Source organism: Comamonas sediminis (assembly GCF_041107495.1).
GTDB lineage: Bacteria > Pseudomonadota > Gammaproteobacteria > Burkholderiales > Burkholderiaceae_C > Comamonas > Comamonas sediminis.
In genome coordinates, this window is record NZ_JBGBDC010000002.1 from 736611 (window position 1) to 754887 (window position 18277).

16 protein-coding genes and 1 tRNA gene are annotated in these 18277 nt (G+C 64.1%); 3 read left to right on the forward strand and 14 right to left on the reverse strand.

Translation table 11 applies throughout. From position 1 onward, the window contains the following. Positions 1-2 precede the first annotated feature (2 nt). The 13 genes from AB7A72_RS07580 to AB7A72_RS07640 all read right to left on the reverse strand — a co-directional run bounded on the left by AB7A72_RS07580 (position 3) and on the right by AB7A72_RS07640 (position 14517). Entirely contained in the window at positions 3-2501 is a 2499-nt protein-coding gene (locus AB7A72_RS07580; RefSeq protein WP_369459509.1) for a heavy metal translocating P-type ATPase, read from the reverse strand. A gap of 128 nt (positions 2502-2629) precedes the next feature. Beyond that, positions 2630-3436, reverse strand: a complete 807-nt coding sequence (locus tag AB7A72_RS07585; protein ID WP_369459511.1) for an ankyrin repeat domain-containing protein — start codon at positions 3434-3436, stop codon at positions 2630-2632. Next, positions 3433-4239: a TatD family hydrolase gene (locus AB7A72_RS07590; protein ID WP_239811696.1), complete on the reverse strand. Its 807-nt coding sequence runs from the start codon at positions 4237-4239 to the stop codon at positions 3433-3435. The genes AB7A72_RS07585 and AB7A72_RS07590 overlap by 4 nt, the downstream gene beginning before the upstream one ends. Positions 4240-4395: 156 nt before the next feature. Beyond that, a complete protein-coding gene (locus AB7A72_RS07595; protein WP_239811695.1) occupies positions 4396-4770 on the reverse strand; it encodes a PilZ domain-containing protein in 375 nt (124 codons plus the stop codon). A 96-nt stretch (positions 4771-4866) separates the two neighbouring features. Then, a complete protein-coding gene (locus AB7A72_RS07600) occupies positions 4867-5910 on the reverse strand; it encodes a DNA polymerase III subunit delta' (RefSeq protein ID WP_312462666.1) in 1044 nt (347 codons plus the stop codon). Between the two features lies 1 nt (position 5911). Further along, positions 5912-6607 (reverse strand): dTMP kinase, encoded by a 696-nt coding sequence (gene tmk, locus AB7A72_RS07605; protein WP_239811693.1) that lies wholly within the window; start codon positions 6605-6607, stop codon positions 5912-5914. A 42-nt stretch (positions 6608-6649) separates the two neighbouring features. Continuing rightward, a complete protein-coding gene (locus tag AB7A72_RS07610) occupies positions 6650-7000 on the reverse strand; it encodes a single-stranded DNA-binding protein (protein ID WP_312408835.1) in 351 nt (116 codons plus the stop codon). Positions 7001-7075: 75 nt separating this feature from the next. Then, a complete protein-coding gene (locus AB7A72_RS07615) occupies positions 7076-8338 on the reverse strand; it encodes an MFS transporter (protein ID WP_312834428.1) in 1263 nt (420 codons plus the stop codon). 53 nt (positions 8339-8391) lie between these two features. Then, positions 8392-9876 carry a DNA recombination protein RmuC gene (gene rmuC, locus AB7A72_RS07620; RefSeq protein ID WP_369459531.1) on the reverse strand — a complete coding sequence of 495 codons (1485 nt, stop codon included), beginning with the start codon at positions 9874-9876 and terminating at the stop codon, positions 8392-8394. A gap of 179 nt (positions 9877-10055) precedes the next feature. After that, the gene (locus tag AB7A72_RS07625; RefSeq protein WP_369459512.1) at positions 10056-11051 is read right to left on the reverse strand and encodes a 2-hydroxyacid dehydrogenase; all 996 of its coding nucleotides are present in this window, start codon (positions 11049-11051) and stop codon (positions 10056-10058) included. Positions 11052-11069: 18 nt separating this feature from the next. Beyond that, on the reverse strand, positions 11070-12500 hold the full coding sequence (locus tag AB7A72_RS07630) for a sodium:proton antiporter (RefSeq protein ID WP_369459513.1): 1431 nt from the start codon (positions 12498-12500) through the stop codon (positions 11070-11072). 127 nt (positions 12501-12627) lie between these two features. Further along, entirely contained in the window at positions 12628-13881 is a 1254-nt protein-coding gene (gene pncB / locus AB7A72_RS07635; RefSeq protein WP_239811687.1) for a nicotinate phosphoribosyltransferase, read from the reverse strand. A gap of 177 nt (positions 13882-14058) precedes the next feature. Then, a complete protein-coding gene (locus AB7A72_RS07640; protein WP_312408829.1) occupies positions 14059-14517 on the reverse strand; it encodes an acyl-CoA thioesterase in 459 nt (152 codons plus the stop codon). Between the two features lie 731 nt (positions 14518-15248). Here AB7A72_RS07640 and AB7A72_RS07645 point away from each other — a divergent pair. The 3 genes from AB7A72_RS07645 to AB7A72_RS07655 all read left to right on the forward strand — a co-directional run bounded on the left by AB7A72_RS07645 (position 15249) and on the right by AB7A72_RS07655 (position 18058). Further along, on the forward strand, positions 15249-15806 hold the full coding sequence (locus AB7A72_RS07645; protein WP_239811685.1) for a phasin family protein: 558 nt from the start codon (positions 15249-15251) through the stop codon (positions 15804-15806). 343 nt (positions 15807-16149) lie between these two features. Next, a complete protein-coding gene (locus tag AB7A72_RS07650; protein WP_239811684.1) occupies positions 16150-17193 on the forward strand; it encodes an extracellular solute-binding protein in 1044 nt (347 codons plus the stop codon). A 106-nt stretch (positions 17194-17299) separates the two neighbouring features. Next, positions 17300-18058 carry a 3-hydroxyacyl-CoA dehydrogenase gene (locus AB7A72_RS07655; protein WP_239811683.1) on the forward strand — a complete coding sequence of 253 codons (759 nt, stop codon included), beginning with the start codon at positions 17300-17302 and terminating at the stop codon, positions 18056-18058. Positions 18059-18200: 142 nt separating this feature from the next. Here AB7A72_RS07655 and AB7A72_RS07660 read toward each other — a convergent pair. Further along, positions 18201-18277 (reverse strand) — tRNA-Asp (locus AB7A72_RS07660).

Here is an 18277-nt window from a genome sequence, read left to right on the forward strand (position 1 = left end):
GTCTAGACGCTAAAACGGCGCAGCCGCAAGGCATTGGCCAGCACAAACACGCTCGACAGCGCCATCGCCCCCGCCGCGAACACCGGCGACAGCAGGGTCCCATTGATGGGGTAGAGCAGGCCTGCAGCCACCGGGATCAGCGCCACGTTGTAGGCAAAGGCCCAGAACAGGTTCTGTTGGATATTGCGCATGGCGGCGCGCGACAGCCCGATGGCGGTCACGACGCCGCGCAGGTCGCCGCCCATCAGCACCACATCGGCCGACTCGATGGCGATATCGGTGCCCGAGCCCACGGCAATGCCGACATCGGCCTCGGCCAGTGCGGGCGCATCGTTGATGCCATCGCCCACATAGGCCAGCGCACCATGGGCGGCCCTCAGGCGCTTGACGGCCTCGACCTTGCCATCGGGCAGCACCTCGGCCACCACCTCGTCAATGCCCAACTGCTGGGCAATCGCTTCGCCGGTGCGGCGGTTGTCGCCGGTGATCATCGCCACCTTCAACCCCATCGCATGCAGACCCTCAATGGCGGCGCGTGTCGTGGGCTTGATCGGATCGGCCACGGCGATCATGGCCGCCAGCTGGCCATCGATGGCGGCATAGAGCGGCGTCTTGCCTTCGGCGCCCAGGCGGGCCGCCTCGTCCGCAAACACCGCCACATCGGCACCCAGTTGCCGCATCATGCGGTCTGCGCCCACCTCCACCCGCGCGCTACCTACGTGGGCACGCACGCCAAAACCGGTCACCGATTCAAAGCCGGACAGCGGCGGTATCTGCAGGCCCTCGGCCTGGGCGGCCTGCACAATGGCCTGGGCAATCGGGTGCTCGGACTGGCTCTCGACGGCTGCCACCGCCGCCAGCACGGCAGCACGTTCAAAGCCGGGGGCCAGCACCAGGTCGGTCAGCGCAGGCCGGCCTTCGGTCAGGGTGCCAGTCTTGTCCACGGCCACCACCTGGGCGTCCTTCAGCAGCTGCAGCGCCTCGCCCTTGCGGAACAGCACGCCCAGCTGGGCGGCGCGGCCGGTGGCCACCATGATCGAGGTAGGGGTGGCCAGGCCCATTGCGCAAGGGCAGGCAATGATCAGCACCGCCACCGCATTGACGAGGGCCAGGCTCAGCGCGGGCGATGGGCCCAGCAGCAGCCAGAGCACGAAGGTCAGCAAGGCAGCAGCCATCACCGCAGGCACAAACCACATGGTCACCTTGTCCACCACCGCCTGGATCGGCAGCTTGCCGCCCTGGGCCTGCTCAACCATGCGGATGATCTGCGCCAGCACGGTGTTGCCCCCCACCTCGGTGGCCTCCAGCGTCAACGCGCCCTTTTGGTTAATGGTGCCGCCCACCACCTGGGCGCCATGGGTCTTGTGCACCGGCACGGGCTCGCCGCTGATCATCGATTCATCGACATAGCTCTCGCCCCCGGTCACCCGGCCATCGATCGGAACGCGCTCGCCAGGGCGCACCTGCACCGTGTCCCCGGGCTGCACCGCGTCAATGGCCAGCGACTGCCAATCGCCATCACGCAGCACCCAGGCCGTCTTGGCTTGCAGTTGCACCAGGCGCTTGATCGCCGCCGAGGTGTTGCCTTTGGCGCGCGCCTCCATCCATCGGCCCAGCAGAATCAGCACCACGATCACCGCTGCCGCCTCGAAATAGACATGCACAGTGCCCGCAGGCAGGACGCCAGGCGCAAAGGTGGCCACCAGCGAATACAGATAGGCCGACAAGGTGCCCACTGCCACCAGCGAATTCATATCCGGCGCCGCACGCACGAGCGCGGGCAGCCCCAGGCGGTAAAAGCGGCGGCCCGGCCCTGCCAGCACCAGGCTGGTCAGCACCCATTGCAGCAGCCAGTTGCTCTGCTGCGGCAGCCATTGGCTCACCCAGTGGTGGAAGCCCGGCAGCACATGGCCGCCCATTTCCAACACAAATACCGGCGCAGCCAGCAGGGCTGCGATCCACAGATCACGCCACAGGCCTTGCTGTGCCTGCTGCTGGCGCTGGGTTTGCGCATCATGGGCATCGGCTGCCGCGCCAGCGTCTGCCACCTGCGGCAGGCTGCGGGCGGTATAGCCGGCCTTGGCCACGGCGGCCAGCAGTTGCTCGGCCTGCACGCCCGCCGTCAGCTGCACCATCGCGCGCTCGGTGGCCAGGTTCACAGCTGCGGTCTGCACGCCAGGCACAGCCTTCAACGCCCGCTCGACCCGGCCTACGCAAGAGGCGCAGGTCATGCCCTCGATCTCCAGCTCCAGCGCATGCGCAGGCACCTTGTAGCCCGCTTTGTGCACCGCTGCCACGGCCTGTTCCAGCAGTTGGGCGGCGGGGGCCTGGTCGCCCAGTTGCAGGCTGGCCTGCTCGGTGGCCAGGTTGACATGGGCGCTCAGCACGCCAGGTACGGCCTGGAGCGCACGCTCGACACGGCCGACGCAGGAGGCGCAGGTCATGCCCTCGATCGGCAGTTGCAGCAGTGGGGTAGCAGAGGAGATGGTGGGGGCAGTCATGGCGGTTGTCTTTCTATCCATGGCAGCCACTTTAAAGATTGCCATGGTGTGAATGTCAAGCCCCTGCCAACAGCGGGTGCAAACGCAGCGGAGGCAGCGGGAGCAGCGCGGGCGCGCCGCCCGCCCCCTTACCAGTTGCTCTGGATCTTCCGCCGGCCTTCCTGCGGGAACGCGGGCTTTTGCGGCACATAGCCGCCAGGCTGCAGCTGGGGCGCGGCCTGGCTGCCCGCCGCTGCTGCGCCTGCGCGCGCACCCGAGCCTGGTGCAGCGGCGCCGGCCTGGGTCAGCCAGGTCACCACTTCCGAGCGGTCGGCACGGGTGGCAAAGTCGCTGGCGGTCAGACCTTGCTGGTTTTTCAGCTTGGGGTCGGCCCCCTCCTTGATCAGCAGTTGCACGGCGCTGCGCGTGCCATACTGCGCCGCCATCATCAACGGCGTGGTGCCATTGGGTGATGCGGCATCGATATAGGCATGGTGCTCCAGCAGCAGCGCCACCATCTGCAGGTCGGAGCCGTCTTCACTGGGAGCCGATACGGCATAGTGCAGCGGCGTCCAGCCCTCGCGGTTCACATCGGCACCCCGGGCAATCAAGGCCTTGGCCAGATCGACCTGGCCCTTGATGGCGGCCATCATCAGCGGTGTTTCGCCCTTGGCATTGGCCAGGTTCACGTTGGTTGCCGGCAGCGCAATCATGCCCTTGGCTGCGCGGTAGGAATCGAGCTTGAACGCCTGGGTCAGCCCCGTCTCGCCCTTCTCGCTCACGGTGTTGGGGTCAAAGCCGCGCTGCACCAGCGCCTCGATACCCTTGGCATCGTCGCGGATGATGCGGGTGAAGAAATCGTCGTAGGAGCCCGCTTGCGCGACCGCGCAGGCGAGCGACAAGGCTGCGGCACAGGCCGCACGCAGCGGAGACAGGGAACGAGACTTGGGCTTCATGACAGCACTCCGCTGAACAATCGGTCGAAATTGCGGTTGGTGGCCTCGGCCACCGCTTCCACGCTGATGCCGCGCACCTCGGCAATCTGCGCGGCCACATGGGGCACGTAGGCAGGGATATTGGTCTTGCCGCGAAACGGAACCGGGGCCAGATAAGGGCTGTCGGTCTCGATCAGCAGGCGGTCCTCGGGCACAAAGGCCGCGACATCGCGCAGATCCTGGGCCTTCTTGAAGGTGATGATGCCGGAGAACGAGATATAGAAGCCCAGATCCAGCGCTGCGCGGGCCACCTCCATGCTCTCGGTGAAGCAGTGGAACACGCCCCCTGCAGCATCAGCGCCACCGGTTTCGCCCTCTTCACGCAGCAGGCGCAAGGTGTCGTCCGAAGCGCTGCGGGTGTGGATCACCAAAGGCTTGCGCACCTGCTGGGCCGCACGGATATGGGTGCGAAAGCGCTCACGCTGCCATTCCAGATCGGCAATCGTGCGGCCACCCTTGCGGTCTTCCATGCCGTAGTAATCCAGGCCGGTCTCGCCAATCGCCACCACCCGGGGCAGCGCGGCGCGCTCGACCAGGTCCTGCACGCTGGGCTCGGTCAGCCCTTCGGTATCCGGGTGCACGCCCACGCTGCACCAGAAGTTGTCATAGCGCATCGCCAGCGCATGCACGTCGGGAAACTCTTCCATCGTGCAGCTGATGCACAGCGCGCGGGTCACCCGGGCCTCGTCCATCTTGGCACGGATGGCCGGCAGGTCCTGGGCGAGCTCGGGAAAATTGAGGTGGCAGTGGGAGTCGGTGAACATCAATCGTCAACGCTGCAGACGAACGGAGCGCCGCAGTCCAAATACAAACAACTGCTGCCATTGTCCGCGCTCCGGCCCCGTGGCCGGTGCCTGCCACCGTAAAACCCTGTCATCCCGGCTAAGAAATGCGGGTGGGACAGGGTCGAAGCTGCGTGCTTAGATCGTCTGCGTCGCGCGGTCGGCCTGCAAGGCGGTGCCCAAGATCTGTTCAATCTTGTAACGCAATTCGTCGGTTTTGGGGTCCTTGGGAAAGCGTACCCCGATGCCCTGGGTGCGGTTGCCGCTGGCGCCTGCCGGGGTCACCCAGCCGACCTTGCCGGCAATGGGGTAGCGCTGCGGGTCCTGCGGCAAGGTCAGCAACAGGTAGACATCATCGCCCAGCGCATAGTCCTTGGGCGTCGGTACGAAGATGCCGCCTTCCTTGAACAAGGGGATGTAGGCGGCGTACAGCGCGGCTTTTTCCTTGATGGCCAGTTGCAGCACACTGGGGCGCGCGCTGGCTGTGCCTGTTGCGGGAGTGGGACTGTTCATAGATTGCAAGGATAACCAAATTTTGCAAGCTCATCCCCTATGCCAGCGCAAAGAGCGGACAGAAAGCGGCGCTGTTACACCGCTGGCGGGCCCCGCTCAGCGGCGGGACTGCAGCACGCTGGCCGCCTGCGCCACCAGCGCCTCCAGCATCAGCCCCTGGTTGAAAGGGTGTGACGCCGTGCGCATCGACTGCGTCAACGCCTTGCTCCAGCGCGCCAATACGGCCAGTGTCGGGGGGGCCGGAAGATCAGCCGCCTCAAAAAACCGTGGCGTAGCCCCCACACGCAGCATCAGCAAATCATGGCAGAGCTTTTGCAGGGCATCGACCACCTCGGGCGCGGACAGGCTGGACAGCGCGCCGGGCTGGCCATTGGCCAGGTCCTTGGGCAGCTTCTTCCAGACCTGGGGCGAGCGGCCGGCCTCCATCTGTGCCAGTGCATCATCAGGGCGGCCACCCGCAGCCTGCAGCAGCGCATCGACCTGGTCGGCCGGCACATCCTGCGCGACCAGCCAATTGCGCGCCGACGCCGTATCAGGCCACTGCATGGTGTGCGCCAGACAGCGGCTGCGTATCGTCGGCAGCAGCTGGTGCGCAGCCTCGGTCGCCAGCACAAAGCGGGCATCGCCTGGCGGCTCTTCCAAGGTTTTGAGCAGCGCGTTGGCGGTGACGGCATTCATCTTTTCTGCCGGGTACACCAGGACCGCCTTGCCCTTGCCCCGGCCGGAGGTGCGCTGGGTGAATTCCACCGCATCGCGCATGGCATCCACCCGGATTTCCTGGCTGGGCTTGCGCTTCTTGTCGTCAATGTCCGCCTGGGCCTTTTCTGGCAACGGCCAGCCCAGCGCCAGCATCTCGGTCTCGGGCATCAGCACACACAGGTCGGTATGGGCATGCACATCAATGGCATGGCAGCTGGCGCAGTGGCCGCAGGCCCCTTGCGGCGTCGGCGCATCGCAGAGCCAGGCACGTACCATGGCCATTGCAAGCGAAAACTGGCCCAGACCCGAGGGGCCTTGCAGCAACCAGGCATGGCCGCGCTGGGCCAGCAGCAGGTCGCGCTGCTGGGCGATCCAAGGTGCCAGAGGAGCGGGGGCGGCGGAGACAGCCTCAGCCGCAGCGGTGTTCTTGGCGGTGGCCATCTCAGCCCTCCTCCCGGCTGGCGCTCAGCCAGCCCCGGGCCTCGACGGCCTGGCGCACTGCCTGCCACACCGCCGGCTTGGGCTGGTGCGAATCGATGCGTGCAAACCTGCCGGGTTGCGCCAGCGCGCGCTCGGCATAACCGGCGGCCACGCGGGCAAAAAACTGCTGGGGTTCGGCCTCAAAACGGTCCGGGGCACGCGCGCCTGCCAGGCGCTCGGCGGCCACCTCGGTGGGCAGGTCAAACCATATCGTCAGGTCGGGCTGGCGCAGTGCGCCCTCGCCCAGCTCGGGCCGGGCCTGCACCATGTGCTCCAGCACCGACAGCACCTGCAGGTCAAAGCCACGCCCTGCGCCCTGGTAGGCAAAGGTGGCATCGGTAAAGCGGTCGCACAACACCACGTCGCCACGGGCCAGCGCGGGCTCGATCACCTGCTGCAGGTGGTCGCGCCGGCCGGCAAATACCAGCAAGGCCTCGGTCAGCGCATCCATGGGCTCCTGCAGGAACAGCGCGCGCAGCTTCTCGGCCAGCGGCGTGCCCCCGGGCTCCCGCGTGCTCACCACCCGGCGGCCGGCGGCCAAAAAGGCGTCGTGCAGGCCCTGGATATGCGAGGATTTGCCAGCGCCGTCAATGCCTTCAAAGCTGATGAACAGACCGCGCGAGGCCGCTGGGGAAGATACGGGAGAAGATGGAGTCATGCTGCGGCAGATTGTACGTGCCAGCCAGCCATCCGGACGGGATCAGCCCGCAGGATCCAGGTCCGTGTCGCCCGCCACACCGCGCTTGCGCGCCACCGCGTAGGCGGTCAGCACCTGGTGGGCCACCATATCGACACTGGGGCGGGCGACGCCATCGCGGTCCACCCAGACCTTGGGCGTCAGGCTGCCCGACAGGCAGATGCTGTCGCCATCGCCCAGGCCCAGCAATGCGGCGACCGGGGCATCGTCGAAAGCGATGACGTTGACAATCAGCATCTCGCCATCGCCTGCACCGGCATTGGCACGCACCTTGGCCAGCGCGTAGGGCTTGCCGGTTTTACTGGTGCGCTCGACCGGCTGGCCCAGTATGCGCCCGGAAACCAATCCATCCATCATGCTTGCATCCCCCATTCAAGCCCTGCAGTTTAGCCGCTCGGGCCAGAGCCAAATGCAAGTCGGGCCCGCCGATCAGGGCTCGCGTGGCGGCATAGCCACCGGCTTCTCGCCCAGCGCATGGGCGGCGGGCCCCGCCGCAGGACTGCTGTCGATGACCTTGAAAGTCGGCAGCGGCGTTTTCCCCAGCACCCAGGCCATGCGCGAGCCCGCACCTACCAGCGCGCCCATCACCCAGAAGACCCCGCCGACACCGATCGCCGCCCCCGCCGCACCGAACATCAGCGGCATGCAGACGCTGGAGCCGTTGATCAGCATCAGCCGCAGGCCCACCGCCTCGCCATGGCGCTCTTCCGGAGTGATCTGGTGCAGCATGCTCATGGCCATCGGCTGCACGCTGCCCAGGCCGATGCCCAGCAAGGCTGAACAAAAGGCCATCGCCCAGGCATTGGGCATCAGCGGATAGACCGCGAAGATGGCGGCGGTCAGCACCATCGCGGCCATCACCACCGTCATCTCACGCAGATGGCGCGAGATGGCAGGCAGCAGCACCCGGATCACAAAGGCCGCCAGCGCGAACACGCCCAGCACGGCGCCGATCTCGGAGGCCGACAGCCCCCGGTCATGGCCCAGCAACGGCACGACAAAGGTGTGTACATCCCAGCAGGAGGCGACCAGCCAGTTAACGATCAGCAGGCGCCGGAAGGACTGCTCGCGCAGCAAATCCCAGGCATGGTGCGGCTGGCCATCGCTCTTGGGCGGCGCCGGCTCCATCTCCTGCGCGCTGCGCACGCACCACCAGGCGACCACCGAGAACAGCGCCAGCACCGCAAAAGCGATGCGGTAGGACAGGTTGTTGCCCGCCTGGCCGGTGGAGTGGTCGATGATCAGGCCCGTCACCATCGGGCCCAGAAAATTGGCAATCGCCGGGCCCAATGACAGCCAGCTGAAGATCTGGCGCAATTCGCTGGCCTCATGCGCGACGCGGCCGGCGTGGCGCTGCAGCGCAATGATGGAGATGCCGCAACCCGCGCCGGTCAGCAGCGCCGACAGGCACAGGACTTCAAAGCGGGGAAAGGCCACACCGATGGCAGTACCGACAAAGGCCAGCGCAATCGCCGCGAGCATCGGCTTCATGAAGCCATGCCGGTCGGCGTAGCGGCCTGCCGGCAGCGCCAGAAACACCTGGGTGAGCGCAAACAGACTGAGCAAGAACCCCACGGCGCCGGGGGTGTGGCCATCGCGCAGGGCCAGCAGCGGGGCTGCCAAACGCGTGCCTGTCATACAGGTATGGACGAAAAACTGGCCGATGATCAGCCGTATCAACTCGCGATTCACGCGTTCCCTTCAGCACCTTGGGCACTTGGCGCTTGCTTGGCCTGCATTGTCGGCTAAGAAAGGCTTGCCGCGCTGTCGCCTTCGTCCGTATCCGAGGTCAGAGGGCCCAACTCGCCGGCTGCAGGCGTCTCATGCACATGCGAGAGGCGCTTTTTGATCGCCCGGGTGCGCACATCGACCTGCTCGAACTTCTTGGCTGCCTGGTCCAGCGACTTGCGCGTGGCCTCGACCACCTCGCCAAACTTGTTGAACTCGGTCTTGACCTGGCCCAGCACCGCCCAGACCTCAGAGCTGCGCTTTTCGATGGCCAGCGTCTTGAAGCCCATTTGCAGGCTGTTGAGCATCGCTGCCAGGTTGGCGGGCCCCGAGACCATGACCCGGCAGTCGTTTTGCACCGCCTCGACCAGGCCGGGCCGGCGCATCACCTCGGCAAACAGGCCCTCGGTGGGCAGGTAGAGCACCGCAAAATCGGTAGTGTTGGGCGGCGAGACGTACTTGCTGTAGATCTTCTTGGCCTCCAGGCGGATCGAGTTCTCAAAACCGATGCTGGCCGACTGGATCGCCGCCTTGTCCATGCTCTCCTGCGCATCCATCAGCCGCTGGTAGTGCTCCACCGGGTACTTGGAATCGATGGGCAGCCACACCGGCCTGTCGTCGCTGTGGCCCGGCAGGCGGATGGCGAACTCCACCATTTCGTCGCTGCCCGGCACGGTCTTGACGTTCTTGGCGTACTGCTGGGCGGTCAGCACGTTGTCGATGATCATGCCCAGCTGCAGCTCGCCCCAGGTGCCGCGCGATTTCACATTGGTCATCACGCGCTTGAGGTCGCCCACGCTGCCTGCCAGGGTCTGCATCTCGCCCAAGCCCTTGTGCACCTGCTCCAGCCGGTCGCTGACCAGCTTGAAGGATTCACCCAGGCGCTGCTCCAAGGTGGCATGCAGTTTTTCGTCCACCGTTTTGCGCATCTCTTCGAGCTTGCTGGCGTTGTCGCTCTGGATGCTGGCCAGCCGCTCATTGAGCGTACCGCGCAGCTGCTCGGCCTGCTGCTGGTTGGCCTGCAGCAGCTGCGCCAGCTGGCGCCCCACCCCATCCTGCATGCCGCTCAGGTGCGACTGCACATCGGTCTTGAGCGTGGTCAGGCTGTGGTGGTTGGCCCGGGTGAGTGCATCGACGCGCTGGGTCAGCGAGGTATCGAGCACCGACAGGCGCTGGTTGACGGCGGCATCGAGGTGGGCCAGGCGCTGCGCCAGCTGGGCCTCGAACCCGGCCAGTGCCTGGGCCAGTTCCTGGCGCCCCAGGCGGGATTCGGCCAGGCTTTGCGCCATGCGCGCCTCCAGCGATTCGCGGAACTCGCCCATCACGTCCTGGCTGCCCTGGTTCAGCTCGCGCAGCTGCAAAGTCAGGTGCTGCGACAGGTGGCTGAGCGCCCCTTCGCTGCGTGCCAGCGCCTGCACCGTCTGCTGCTGGTCCCGGGCCTGGCGCTCCTGCTGCTGCAGCCAGACCTCACCCAGACCGGCCTTGGGCCGGCGCAGCAGCATGACCAGCAGATTGGCCAGCACCGCCAACAACACCAAGGTCAGCAGCACCAGGCTGAGCAGCGACCGATCCAGATCCAGATTCACAAGCGTTCCCCGTGTTTGAGAAGACTTCAAAAATAATAGCTGCTTGCACCCGCCTGGTGGGCACAAACAGCCATGTTTATTGAAATATTTTGCGTTCAGGCAGCGCTGCGGCGGCTGTGCTCCAGGTGGTTGACGGGCGTGACCGGCTCCTGGCCGCCCAGGTAGGCGATCAGGTTGTCGGCCGCCAGCTGGGCCATGGCCCAGCGCGTGCCCATCGTGGCGCTGGCGATATGCGGGGTCAGCACCACATTGGACAGTGCCAGCAAATCCGGGTGCACGGCAGGCTCGCCCTCGAACACATCCAGGCCGGCGGCAGCAATGGTCTTGTTGGCCAGGGCCTTGGCCAGCGCCGCGTCGTCCACAATGCCGCCGCGCGCAATATTGGTCAGCGTCGCCGTGGGCTTCATGCTGGCGATCTCGGCCGCACCGATCGTGTGGTGGGCCTCAGGGGTGTAGGGCAGCACCAGCACCAGGTGGTCGGCGGTGCTGAGCAGCTCCTGCTTGCTCACATAGCGGGCCTTGCAATCGGCCTCCAGCTCGGGGCTCAGGCGCGAGCGGTTGTGGTAGACCACCTGCATGCCAAAGCCATGGGCACCGCGCCGCGCAATGGCCTGGCCGATGCGGCCCATGCCCAGAATGCCCAGGGTGCTGCCATGCACCTCGGCACCGGCCAACAGGTCATAGCGCCAGTCCTTCCACTGTCCGGCGCGCAGAAAATGCTCGCTCTCGGTGATGCGGCGGGCAGCCGCCATCATCAGCGCAAAGCCGAAATCGGCCGTGGTCTCGGTCAGCACATCGGGCGCATTCGTGCCCTGCACGCCGGCTGCCGTCATCGCGGCCACATCGAAGTTGTTGTAGCCCACGGCCATGTTGGCGCAGATCTGCAACTGCGGGCAGGCGGCCAGCAAATCCGCATCGATGCGCTGCGAGCCGGTGGTCAGCACGCCATCGATGCCCTGCAGGCGCTCGGCCAGCTCGGTGGGCGACCAGGCGACATCGTCCTGGTTGGACTGGACCTCGAAGTGCTGCTCCAGCACAGTGACCACTTCAGGGGAGATGGCGCGGGCAATCAGAATTTTCGGGCGGGACATCGGCAGTTTCCTCGGGGTTCAGCGGAACCAGATAAAAGTCATCACGACAAACAGCGGCACCAGGATGGCGCAGGACCAGGCCATGTAGCCAAAGAAGCTGGGCATGCGCACGCCGCGGCTTTCGGCAATGGCCTTGACCATCATATTGGGTGCGTTGCCGATATAGGTGTTCGCACCCATGAAAACAGCACCGGCCGAGATGGCGGCCAACGTGGTTGCCATCGAGGTCATCAGCACCTGGGGATCGCCCCCGGCGGTATTGAAGAACACCAAATAGGTGGGCGCATTGTCCAAAAAGCTGCTGAGCAGGCCGGCGGCCCAGAAGTACATCGCCGGGTCCGGCGAGCCATCGGGCCGGGTCACCGCACGCACCACCGCACCAAATGGCCCGTTGGCACCAGCCTGCAGCATTGCAATGACGGGGATGATGGTCAGAAAAATGCCGGCGAACAGCTTGGCGACCTCCTGCATCGGGCCCCAGTCGAACTGGTTGGCGGCATGCGCAGACGCAGGGGTGAGCTTGAAGGACAGCACGGCCACCGCAATCAGGCCCAGATCACGCACGATGGATGGCAGACCAACGGCTACACCGGCAATGTCCCACTGCAGGTCGGACTTCCAGAAGCCGCTGAGCAGCACCAGGGCCACCACGGCGCCCAGCAGCACAAAATTGATCTTGCCCTCAAAGCCCAGGCTGTGGGTGTCGGGCGTCGGATCGGTGCGGGGCTTTTGCGCATCAAAGCGCAGCATGTAGCGGTCCAGCAGGTAGAAGATCACCAGCAGCGCACCGACCAGGAACAGGGTCTCGGCAAAGATGTGGCGCACGGTCCAGAAGAAATCGACTCCCTTCAAAAACCCCAGGAACAGCGGCGGATCGCCCAGCGGCGTGAGCGAGCCACCGGCGTTGGAGACGATGAAGATGAAGAACACGACCACATGCGCGCAACTGCGGCGGGAATCGTTGGCGCGGATCAGCGGCCGGATCAGCAGCATCGACGCCCCGGTGGTGCCCATGAAGCTGGCCAGCACCGCCCCAATGGCCAGGATGGCAGTGTTCAAGCCCGGTGAGCCATGCAGGTTGCCACGGATGTAGATGCCGCCCGAGACCGTGAACAAGGCGGTGAGCAAAATGACAAAGGGAATGTATTCAGCCACCAGCGCATGGGCCAGGCTGCCAGCGGCCAACCCCGGTCCGAAGACGGCAGCAAACGGCAGCAAAAAGGCCAGCGCCCAGAAAGCGGCGACCTTGCCAAAATGGTGGTGCCAGAAGTGGGGCAAAAACAGCGGCATCAGCGCAATCGACAGCAGAATGCCGGCAAAAGGGATGCCCCATAAAACAGAAAGATCAGCCCCATTGATCGTGGCCGCACTGGCCCAGCCCGGTACCAGCACCGCAGCCCCCACGGCCGCCCTGCCCCACGCCCCATACCGCTGCCCCACCTGCGCCATAAGCTGCTCCTTGTGTTTGTGCTTATTCCCCCATGCAGCCGTGCGCGCCTGGCAGACGGGTGCAGCCGGTGATTTTAGTCAGCGGCCATGCGCCAGGACCGGCTGCGGGTAACAGCCGCCCTCCCGATTAACCCGCACGTGCGGGGGCTGGTGCCACCCCTTGCGGCGGCATGTGCTGGCTGGGGGGCAGGTTGAACACCTGGCGCAGATAGGCCAGGTATTTTTCGTCGTCGCACATGCTCTTGCCGGGCGTGTCCGATATCTTGGCGACCGGCTGGCCATTGCAGCGGGTCATCTTGATGACGATCTGCAGCGGCTCGTAGCCGAGGTCATTGGTCAGGTTGGTGCCCACACCGAAGGCCAGCTGGCAGCGCCCCTGGAAGCGTTCGAACAGCGCAATGGTGCGCGGTATCGTCAGCGCATCGCTGAAGATCAAGATCTTGCTCAGCGGATCGACCTTGTGCAGCTTGTAATGGGCAATCAGCCGCTCACCCCAGCTGAACGGGTCGCCGCTGTCATGCCGCGCGCCGTCGAAGAGCTTGCAGAAGTACAGGTCGAAATCGCGCAGGAAGGCATCCATGCCATAGACATCGGACAGCGCTATGCCCAGATCGCCCCGGTATTCCTTGGCCCACATGTCAAAGCCATAGATCTGGCTTTCGCGCAGGCGCGGTCCCAGCGCCTGGCAGGCCTGCAGGTATTCATGGGCCATCGTGCCCAGCGGGGTCAGGCCCAGTTGTTTGGCAAACAAGGTGTTGCTGGTGCCGGCCAGCTGGCCCCGGCGCTCGCCCGGCATCGCTGGATGTGTGGCCACGCCCAGGCCACCCACCAGGCTGCCCAGCACCTCGCGCTGCCAGCGATGGCTGAAACGCCGGCGCGTGCCATAGTCGGCGATCTTGAGCGCCTCCAGGCCCTGCCCACGCATGGCCTCGATCTTGCCCGCCAGGCGCCTGCGCCCCTCCGCCCAATCGGGCTCAGGCTGAGTGTTGCGAAAGTAGACCTCGTTGACGATGGCCAGCACCGGGATCTCGAACAGCACGGTGTGCAGCCAGGGGCCGGTGATCGTGATATCGATCTCACCGCTGGGCAGCGGCATCACGCTGATGTATTTTTCCTTGAGCTGGTAGAGCCGCAGGAAATCGATGAAATCGCTTTTGATAAAGCGCAGCGACTGCAGATAGGCCAATTCGTCATCGGCAAAGCGCAGGCTGCACAGATGCTGGATTTCGGCGCGAATCTCGTCCACATACGGCGCCAGTTGCACGCCGGGGTTGCGGCAGCGGAACTTGTATTCCACCTGGGCTCCCGGAAACTGGTGCAGCACCACCTGCATCATCGTGAACTTGTACAGGTCGGTGTCCAGCAGACTTTGGATAATCATGTTTGGCAGCACAGGGTTGCGCGCCAACACGTGCAGCGGCCTATGTGGCTGCTACAGGCAGACGCCATGTCTCGTATCCACAACCCAGCGCCTATTTCATAAGGTCGCAACAGCGGCAAGTGTAGGCGATTGACCGCCGCCCTGCTGTGAGGCAGGGCAAGGCAACCCCGCGGAGGCTTATCGCAGGCGCAGTCTGTCGAGCGCCAAGCGCGTGGCGTCTGGCAGCGCAACCGGGCGCCGGCTGCTGCGGTCCACATAGACATGGACAAAATGCCCGCAAGCGGCGCTTTGCGATGCACCGGCCACAAAAATCGCCAGCTCATAACGCACACTGCTTTTACCCAGATGCGCGACACGCACGCCAACATCGACATCCTGCGGATAGGACACTGGCGCAAAATAGTGGCATTGGGTCTCCACCACCAGGCCGATGCTGGAGCTCTTTTCCAGATCGAGCAGCCCATTGTCGATCAGCAAGCGGTTCACGGCCGTGTCGAACCAGCTGTAATAAACGACGTTGTTGACATGCCCATAGGCATCGTTATCCGCCCAGCGGGTGGTTATGCGCACAAACTCGGCATAGGCCGACCGGGGCTGCGGCTGGGGACGCTCGGCGTGCTGCTGCGAAGAAGACATCTGGCCATCCTGGTCACGAAGTTCGCAGGCATTGTAGAACGTGTTTGCAATCTCTACGCGGCCGCGTTGGAGTGCAATCGGGATGAGTTCGAAGGGCAGGTCCGCAGCTTGCACCGGGGTGCAAGCAAGGGCCAGCGCGCAGAAATCGGCCCATTTCACTCCAACCCATAGGGACAGGGGTTTTGCGGGCGCCCGGCTAGGGGCGCCCGACTAGGGCCGCCCGGGCAGGGGTGCCCGACTAAGGGCAGTCTGCGTCGTTGCAAATCCCCGCAATAGTGCGACTATGGCTGCGGTGTTGCGCGGCTGGGCGCCCCCCTCGCCTCCCCTCCCGCAAAACCGCTGTCGCGGCGCGAGGAGATCGTAAACACGTTCTTCGAGTGCCTGAACCCGCCGTCACCGCAGCGCGGCACTGTCGGAGACAGACCAGCACAGACGCTGCCATCGTGCTGTCACATGCGGCGGCTACAACGTCAGAACAAGCAGGTTTGAGCCGATTACCAGGCGATTAATTCGTTACCCCATCAACTAATTAAACAAAAGGTAAATGATTGAAATCAAAACAAAAGATTTTTTGCTGCACTGCACAAAAAAAGGCTTGCAAAACACCCGCAGATGCCCAACAATAGAGTCATTGTGCAGTGCAGCAAATTCAAAGCAATGCACAAGCCTCCGGTACACAATGGGTGTCCGGACCGGTATTTTCACCACTTCTAACGAGACGGAGTATGAACATGGCATTGACCCCTGACCAAATCCTGGCTGCACACAAGGCGAATCTGGAAACCCTGCTGGGCCTGACCAACAAGGCCTTTGAAGGCGTGGAAAAGCTGGTGGAACTGAATGTGGCCGCTACCCGCGCTGCGCTGTCCGATGTCTCGGCCAACACCTCGGCCGTGCTCGATGCCAAGAGCGCCCAGGATCTGCTGAGCGTGCAAAGCGGTCTGCTGCAACCGATGGCCGAAAAGACCGCTGCCTACAGCCGCCATCTGTATGAAATCGCCGCTGCCACCAGCCTGGAGTTCAGCAAGGCGTTCGAAAACAAGGCCGTGGAAGCCCAGTCGAAGTTCAATGACTTTGTCGACACTGCTGCCAAGAACGCACCAGCCGGTTCCGAAAGTGCCGTTGCCGTGATGAAGACCGCTGTTGCCGCTGCCAACAACGCCTACGACTCCGTGCAAAAGGCCGTGAAGCAAGCCGGTGAAGTGGCCGAGACCAACTTCAACACGATCACCAACAACGCCGTCAAGGCTGCTGGTACCGTCAGCGCAGCGACCGCCAAGCGCCGCTGAACGGACGCCGGTTGTGGCCCAATACCCACAACTTAGCCCGGCAAAGGGCCAGCCCCTGGACAAATCCAAGGGTAAACCCTAGAATACATAGATCGCACTGACTTTGTCGGTGCACCCAGTTGTCTCCTTGGATCTTTTCGAAACCTGGTTTCTTGGATCCTTTTAAAGCCCGGCCTTGCCGGGCTTTTTTTTGTCTGTCCGGCGGCCAGCACGGCTGGCGCGCCATGGACAATGCATCACTTAATGGCAGCTGAATAAGCACAGACCCTGCACTGGATTAAATAGAAACAATTCTTGTTTCAATTAAGATCGCGTCTCCAACTTTACAGAGACGTTTTGCCCTATGCATTCTTTCAAAATCCTTGCACTGGCTTGCGCCATCACGGCAGGTGCTGCTGCACAAGCCCAGGAAGTGGTCAACTTGTACTCTGCCCGCCACTACGCGACGGATGAGGCGCTCTATAACAACTTCACAAAAGCGACCGGCATCAAGATCAACCGTGTGGACTCGGACGACGCAGGCATTGTGGCCCGCCTCAAGGCAGAAGGTGCCGCCTCCCCTGCCGATGTGGTGTTGATGGTGGACGCCGCCCGCCTCTACCGCGGCGAGAAGGACAACCTGTTCCTGCCGATCCGCTCGGCCAAGCTGGAGGACGTGATCCCCGCCAACCTGCGCGCCCAGCCCGAAGCCGATGGCGGCATCACCTGGTTCGGTCTGTCGACCCGTGCCCGTGTGATCGCCTACAACAAGGACAAGGTCAAGCTCGAGGATGTCGACAGCTATGAAAAGCTGGCTGACCCCAAGAACAAGGGCAAGATCTGCATCCGCTCGGCCTCGCACCCCTACAACCTGAGCCTGTTTGGCGCCGTCACCGAACACATCGGTGAGGCCAAGGCCCAGCAATGGCTGCAAGGCGTCAAGGACAATCTGGCACGCCCACCCAAAGGCGGTGACACCGACCAGATCAAGGCCGTTGCCGCTGGTGAATGCGATATCGCCGTCACCAACAGCTACTACTTCGCCCGCCTGATGCGTTCGAGCAATCCCGACGATGTCGCGATCACCAACAAGGTGAGCGTCGTGTTCCCGAACCAGAGCAGCTGGGGCACCCACCTGAACATCGCTGGTGGCGCAGTCGCCAAGTACAGCAAGAACAAGGACAACGCGGTCAAGTTCCTGGAGTACCTGGCCAGCCCGGAAGCCCAGACCTACTTCGCCAACGGCAACAACGAGTGGCCTGCAGCCAAGAACGTGCAGACCGACAACCCGGCGCTGAAGGCGATGACGCAGGACAAGCCGTTCAAGAGCGAGACCATCCCGATCAGCGCTGTGGGCAGCAACATGGCCAAGGTGCAGCAGATGCTGGACCGCGCCGGCTTCCAGTAAGCCGCGCACGCTGTCACGAAAAGCCCGCTCGCGGGCTTTTTTTGTGACTGCTCACCGCACTGGGCTCGGCTAAGATGCACCGATCCAACAACCGGGAGACATAGCGATGCAAATCGCCAAGAAGGTATTTATCGTCACAGGCGGCGCGTCCGGCCTGGGAGAAGGCACGGCCCGCATGCTCACCAATGAAGGCGCCACCGTCGTCATCGCCGACATGCAGGCAGACAAAGGCCAGGCGCTGGCCCAGCAGCTGGGCGGCGCATTTGTGCAATGCGATGTGTCGAATGCCGAACAGGCCCAGGCCGTCGTGGACAAGGCGGTATCGCTGGGCAAGCTGTTTGGCCTGGTCAACTGCGCAGGCATTGCCCCGGCTGAAAAGACCGTCGGCAAAAAAGGCGCGCATTCGTTGGAGTTGTTCAGCAAAACCATCACGGTCAACCTGATTGGCAGCTTCAACATGATCCGCCTCTGCGCCGAAGCGATGGCCCAGAATGCGCCCGAGCTCACTGGCGAGCGCGGCGTGCTGATCTCGACGGCCAGCGTGGCCGCCTATGACGGCCAGATCGGCCAGGCGGCCTATGCGGCCTCCAAAGGCGGCGTGGTCGGCATGACCTTGCCGATCGCCCGCGATCTGGCGCGCAGCGGCATCCGCAACATGACCATTGCCCCCGGCATCTTTGGCACCCCCATGCTCTTTGGCATGCCCCAGGAGGTGCAGGATGCGCTCGCCGCTGGCGTGCCCTTCCCCAGCCGCCTGGGTACCCCTGAGGACTACGCCAAGCTGGTCAAGCACATCATCGAGAACGATATGCTCAATGGCGAAGTGATCCGCCTCGATGGCGCCATCCGCCTGGCACCCAAGTAATACCAAGGCCTGCGGGCCTTGCGATGCAAAAAGCCGATCTGCGGGGCAACCCGGCGATCGGCTTTTTCTTGCACGCTGCACACGGGCAGCAGCAGCGATGAAAAAAGCCTTCTTGCCACAGGACAAGAAGGCTTTTGGAATCTGGCGGAGTGGACGGGACTCGAACCCGCGACCCCCGGCGTGACAGGCCGGTATTCTAACCAACTGAACTACCACTCC

Bases quoted from the DNA above. Each gene is read 5' to 3' on its own strand.
- AB7A72_RS07585 (WP_369459511.1), bottom strand. From the start codon at position 3,436: ATGAAGCCCAAGTCTCGTTCCCTGTCTCCGCTGCGTGCGGCCTGTGCC.
- AB7A72_RS07650 (WP_239811684.1), top strand. From the start codon at position 16,150: ATGCATTCTTTCAAAATCCTTGCACTGGCTTGCGCCATCACGGCAGGT.
- pncB (WP_239811687.1), bottom strand. From the start codon at position 13,881: ATGATTATCCAAAGTCTGCTGGACACCGACCTGTACAAGTTCACGATG.
- AB7A72_RS07590 (WP_239811696.1), bottom strand. From the start codon at position 4,239: ATGTTCACCGACTCCCACTGCCACCTCAATTTTCCCGAGCTCGCCCAG.
- tmk (WP_239811693.1), bottom strand. From the start codon at position 6,607: ATGACTCCATCTTCTCCCGTATCTTCCCCAGCGGCCTCGCGCGGTCTG.
- AB7A72_RS07645 (WP_239811685.1), top strand. From the start codon at position 15,249: ATGGCATTGACCCCTGACCAAATCCTGGCTGCACACAAGGCGAATCTG.
- AB7A72_RS07655 (WP_239811683.1), top strand. From the start codon at position 17,300: ATGCAAATCGCCAAGAAGGTATTTATCGTCACAGGCGGCGCGTCCGGC.
- AB7A72_RS07640 (WP_312408829.1), bottom strand. From the start codon at position 14,517: ATGTCTTCTTCGCAGCAGCACGCCGAGCGTCCCCAGCCGCAGCCCCGG.
- AB7A72_RS07600 (WP_312462666.1), bottom strand. From the start codon at position 5,910: ATGGCCACCGCCAAGAACACCGCTGCGGCTGAGGCTGTCTCCGCCGCC.
- AB7A72_RS07595 (WP_239811695.1), bottom strand. From the start codon at position 4,770: ATGAACAGTCCCACTCCCGCAACAGGCACAGCCAGCGCGCGCCCCAGT.
- AB7A72_RS07610 (WP_312408835.1), bottom strand. From the start codon at position 7,000: ATGGATGGATTGGTTTCCGGGCGCATACTGGGCCAGCCGGTCGAGCGC.
- AB7A72_RS07625 (WP_369459512.1), bottom strand. From the start codon at position 11,051: ATGTCCCGCCCGAAAATTCTGATTGCCCGCGCCATCTCCCCTGAAGTG.
- AB7A72_RS07580 (WP_369459509.1), bottom strand. From the start codon at position 2,501: ATGACTGCCCCCACCATCTCCTCTGCTACCCCACTGCTGCAACTGCCG.
- rmuC (WP_369459531.1), bottom strand. From the start codon at position 9,876: ATGCTGCTGCGCCGGCCCAAGGCCGGTCTGGGTGAGGTCTGGCTGCAG.
- AB7A72_RS07630 (WP_369459513.1), bottom strand. From the start codon at position 12,500: ATGGCGCAGGTGGGGCAGCGGTATGGGGCGTGGGGCAGGGCGGCCGTG.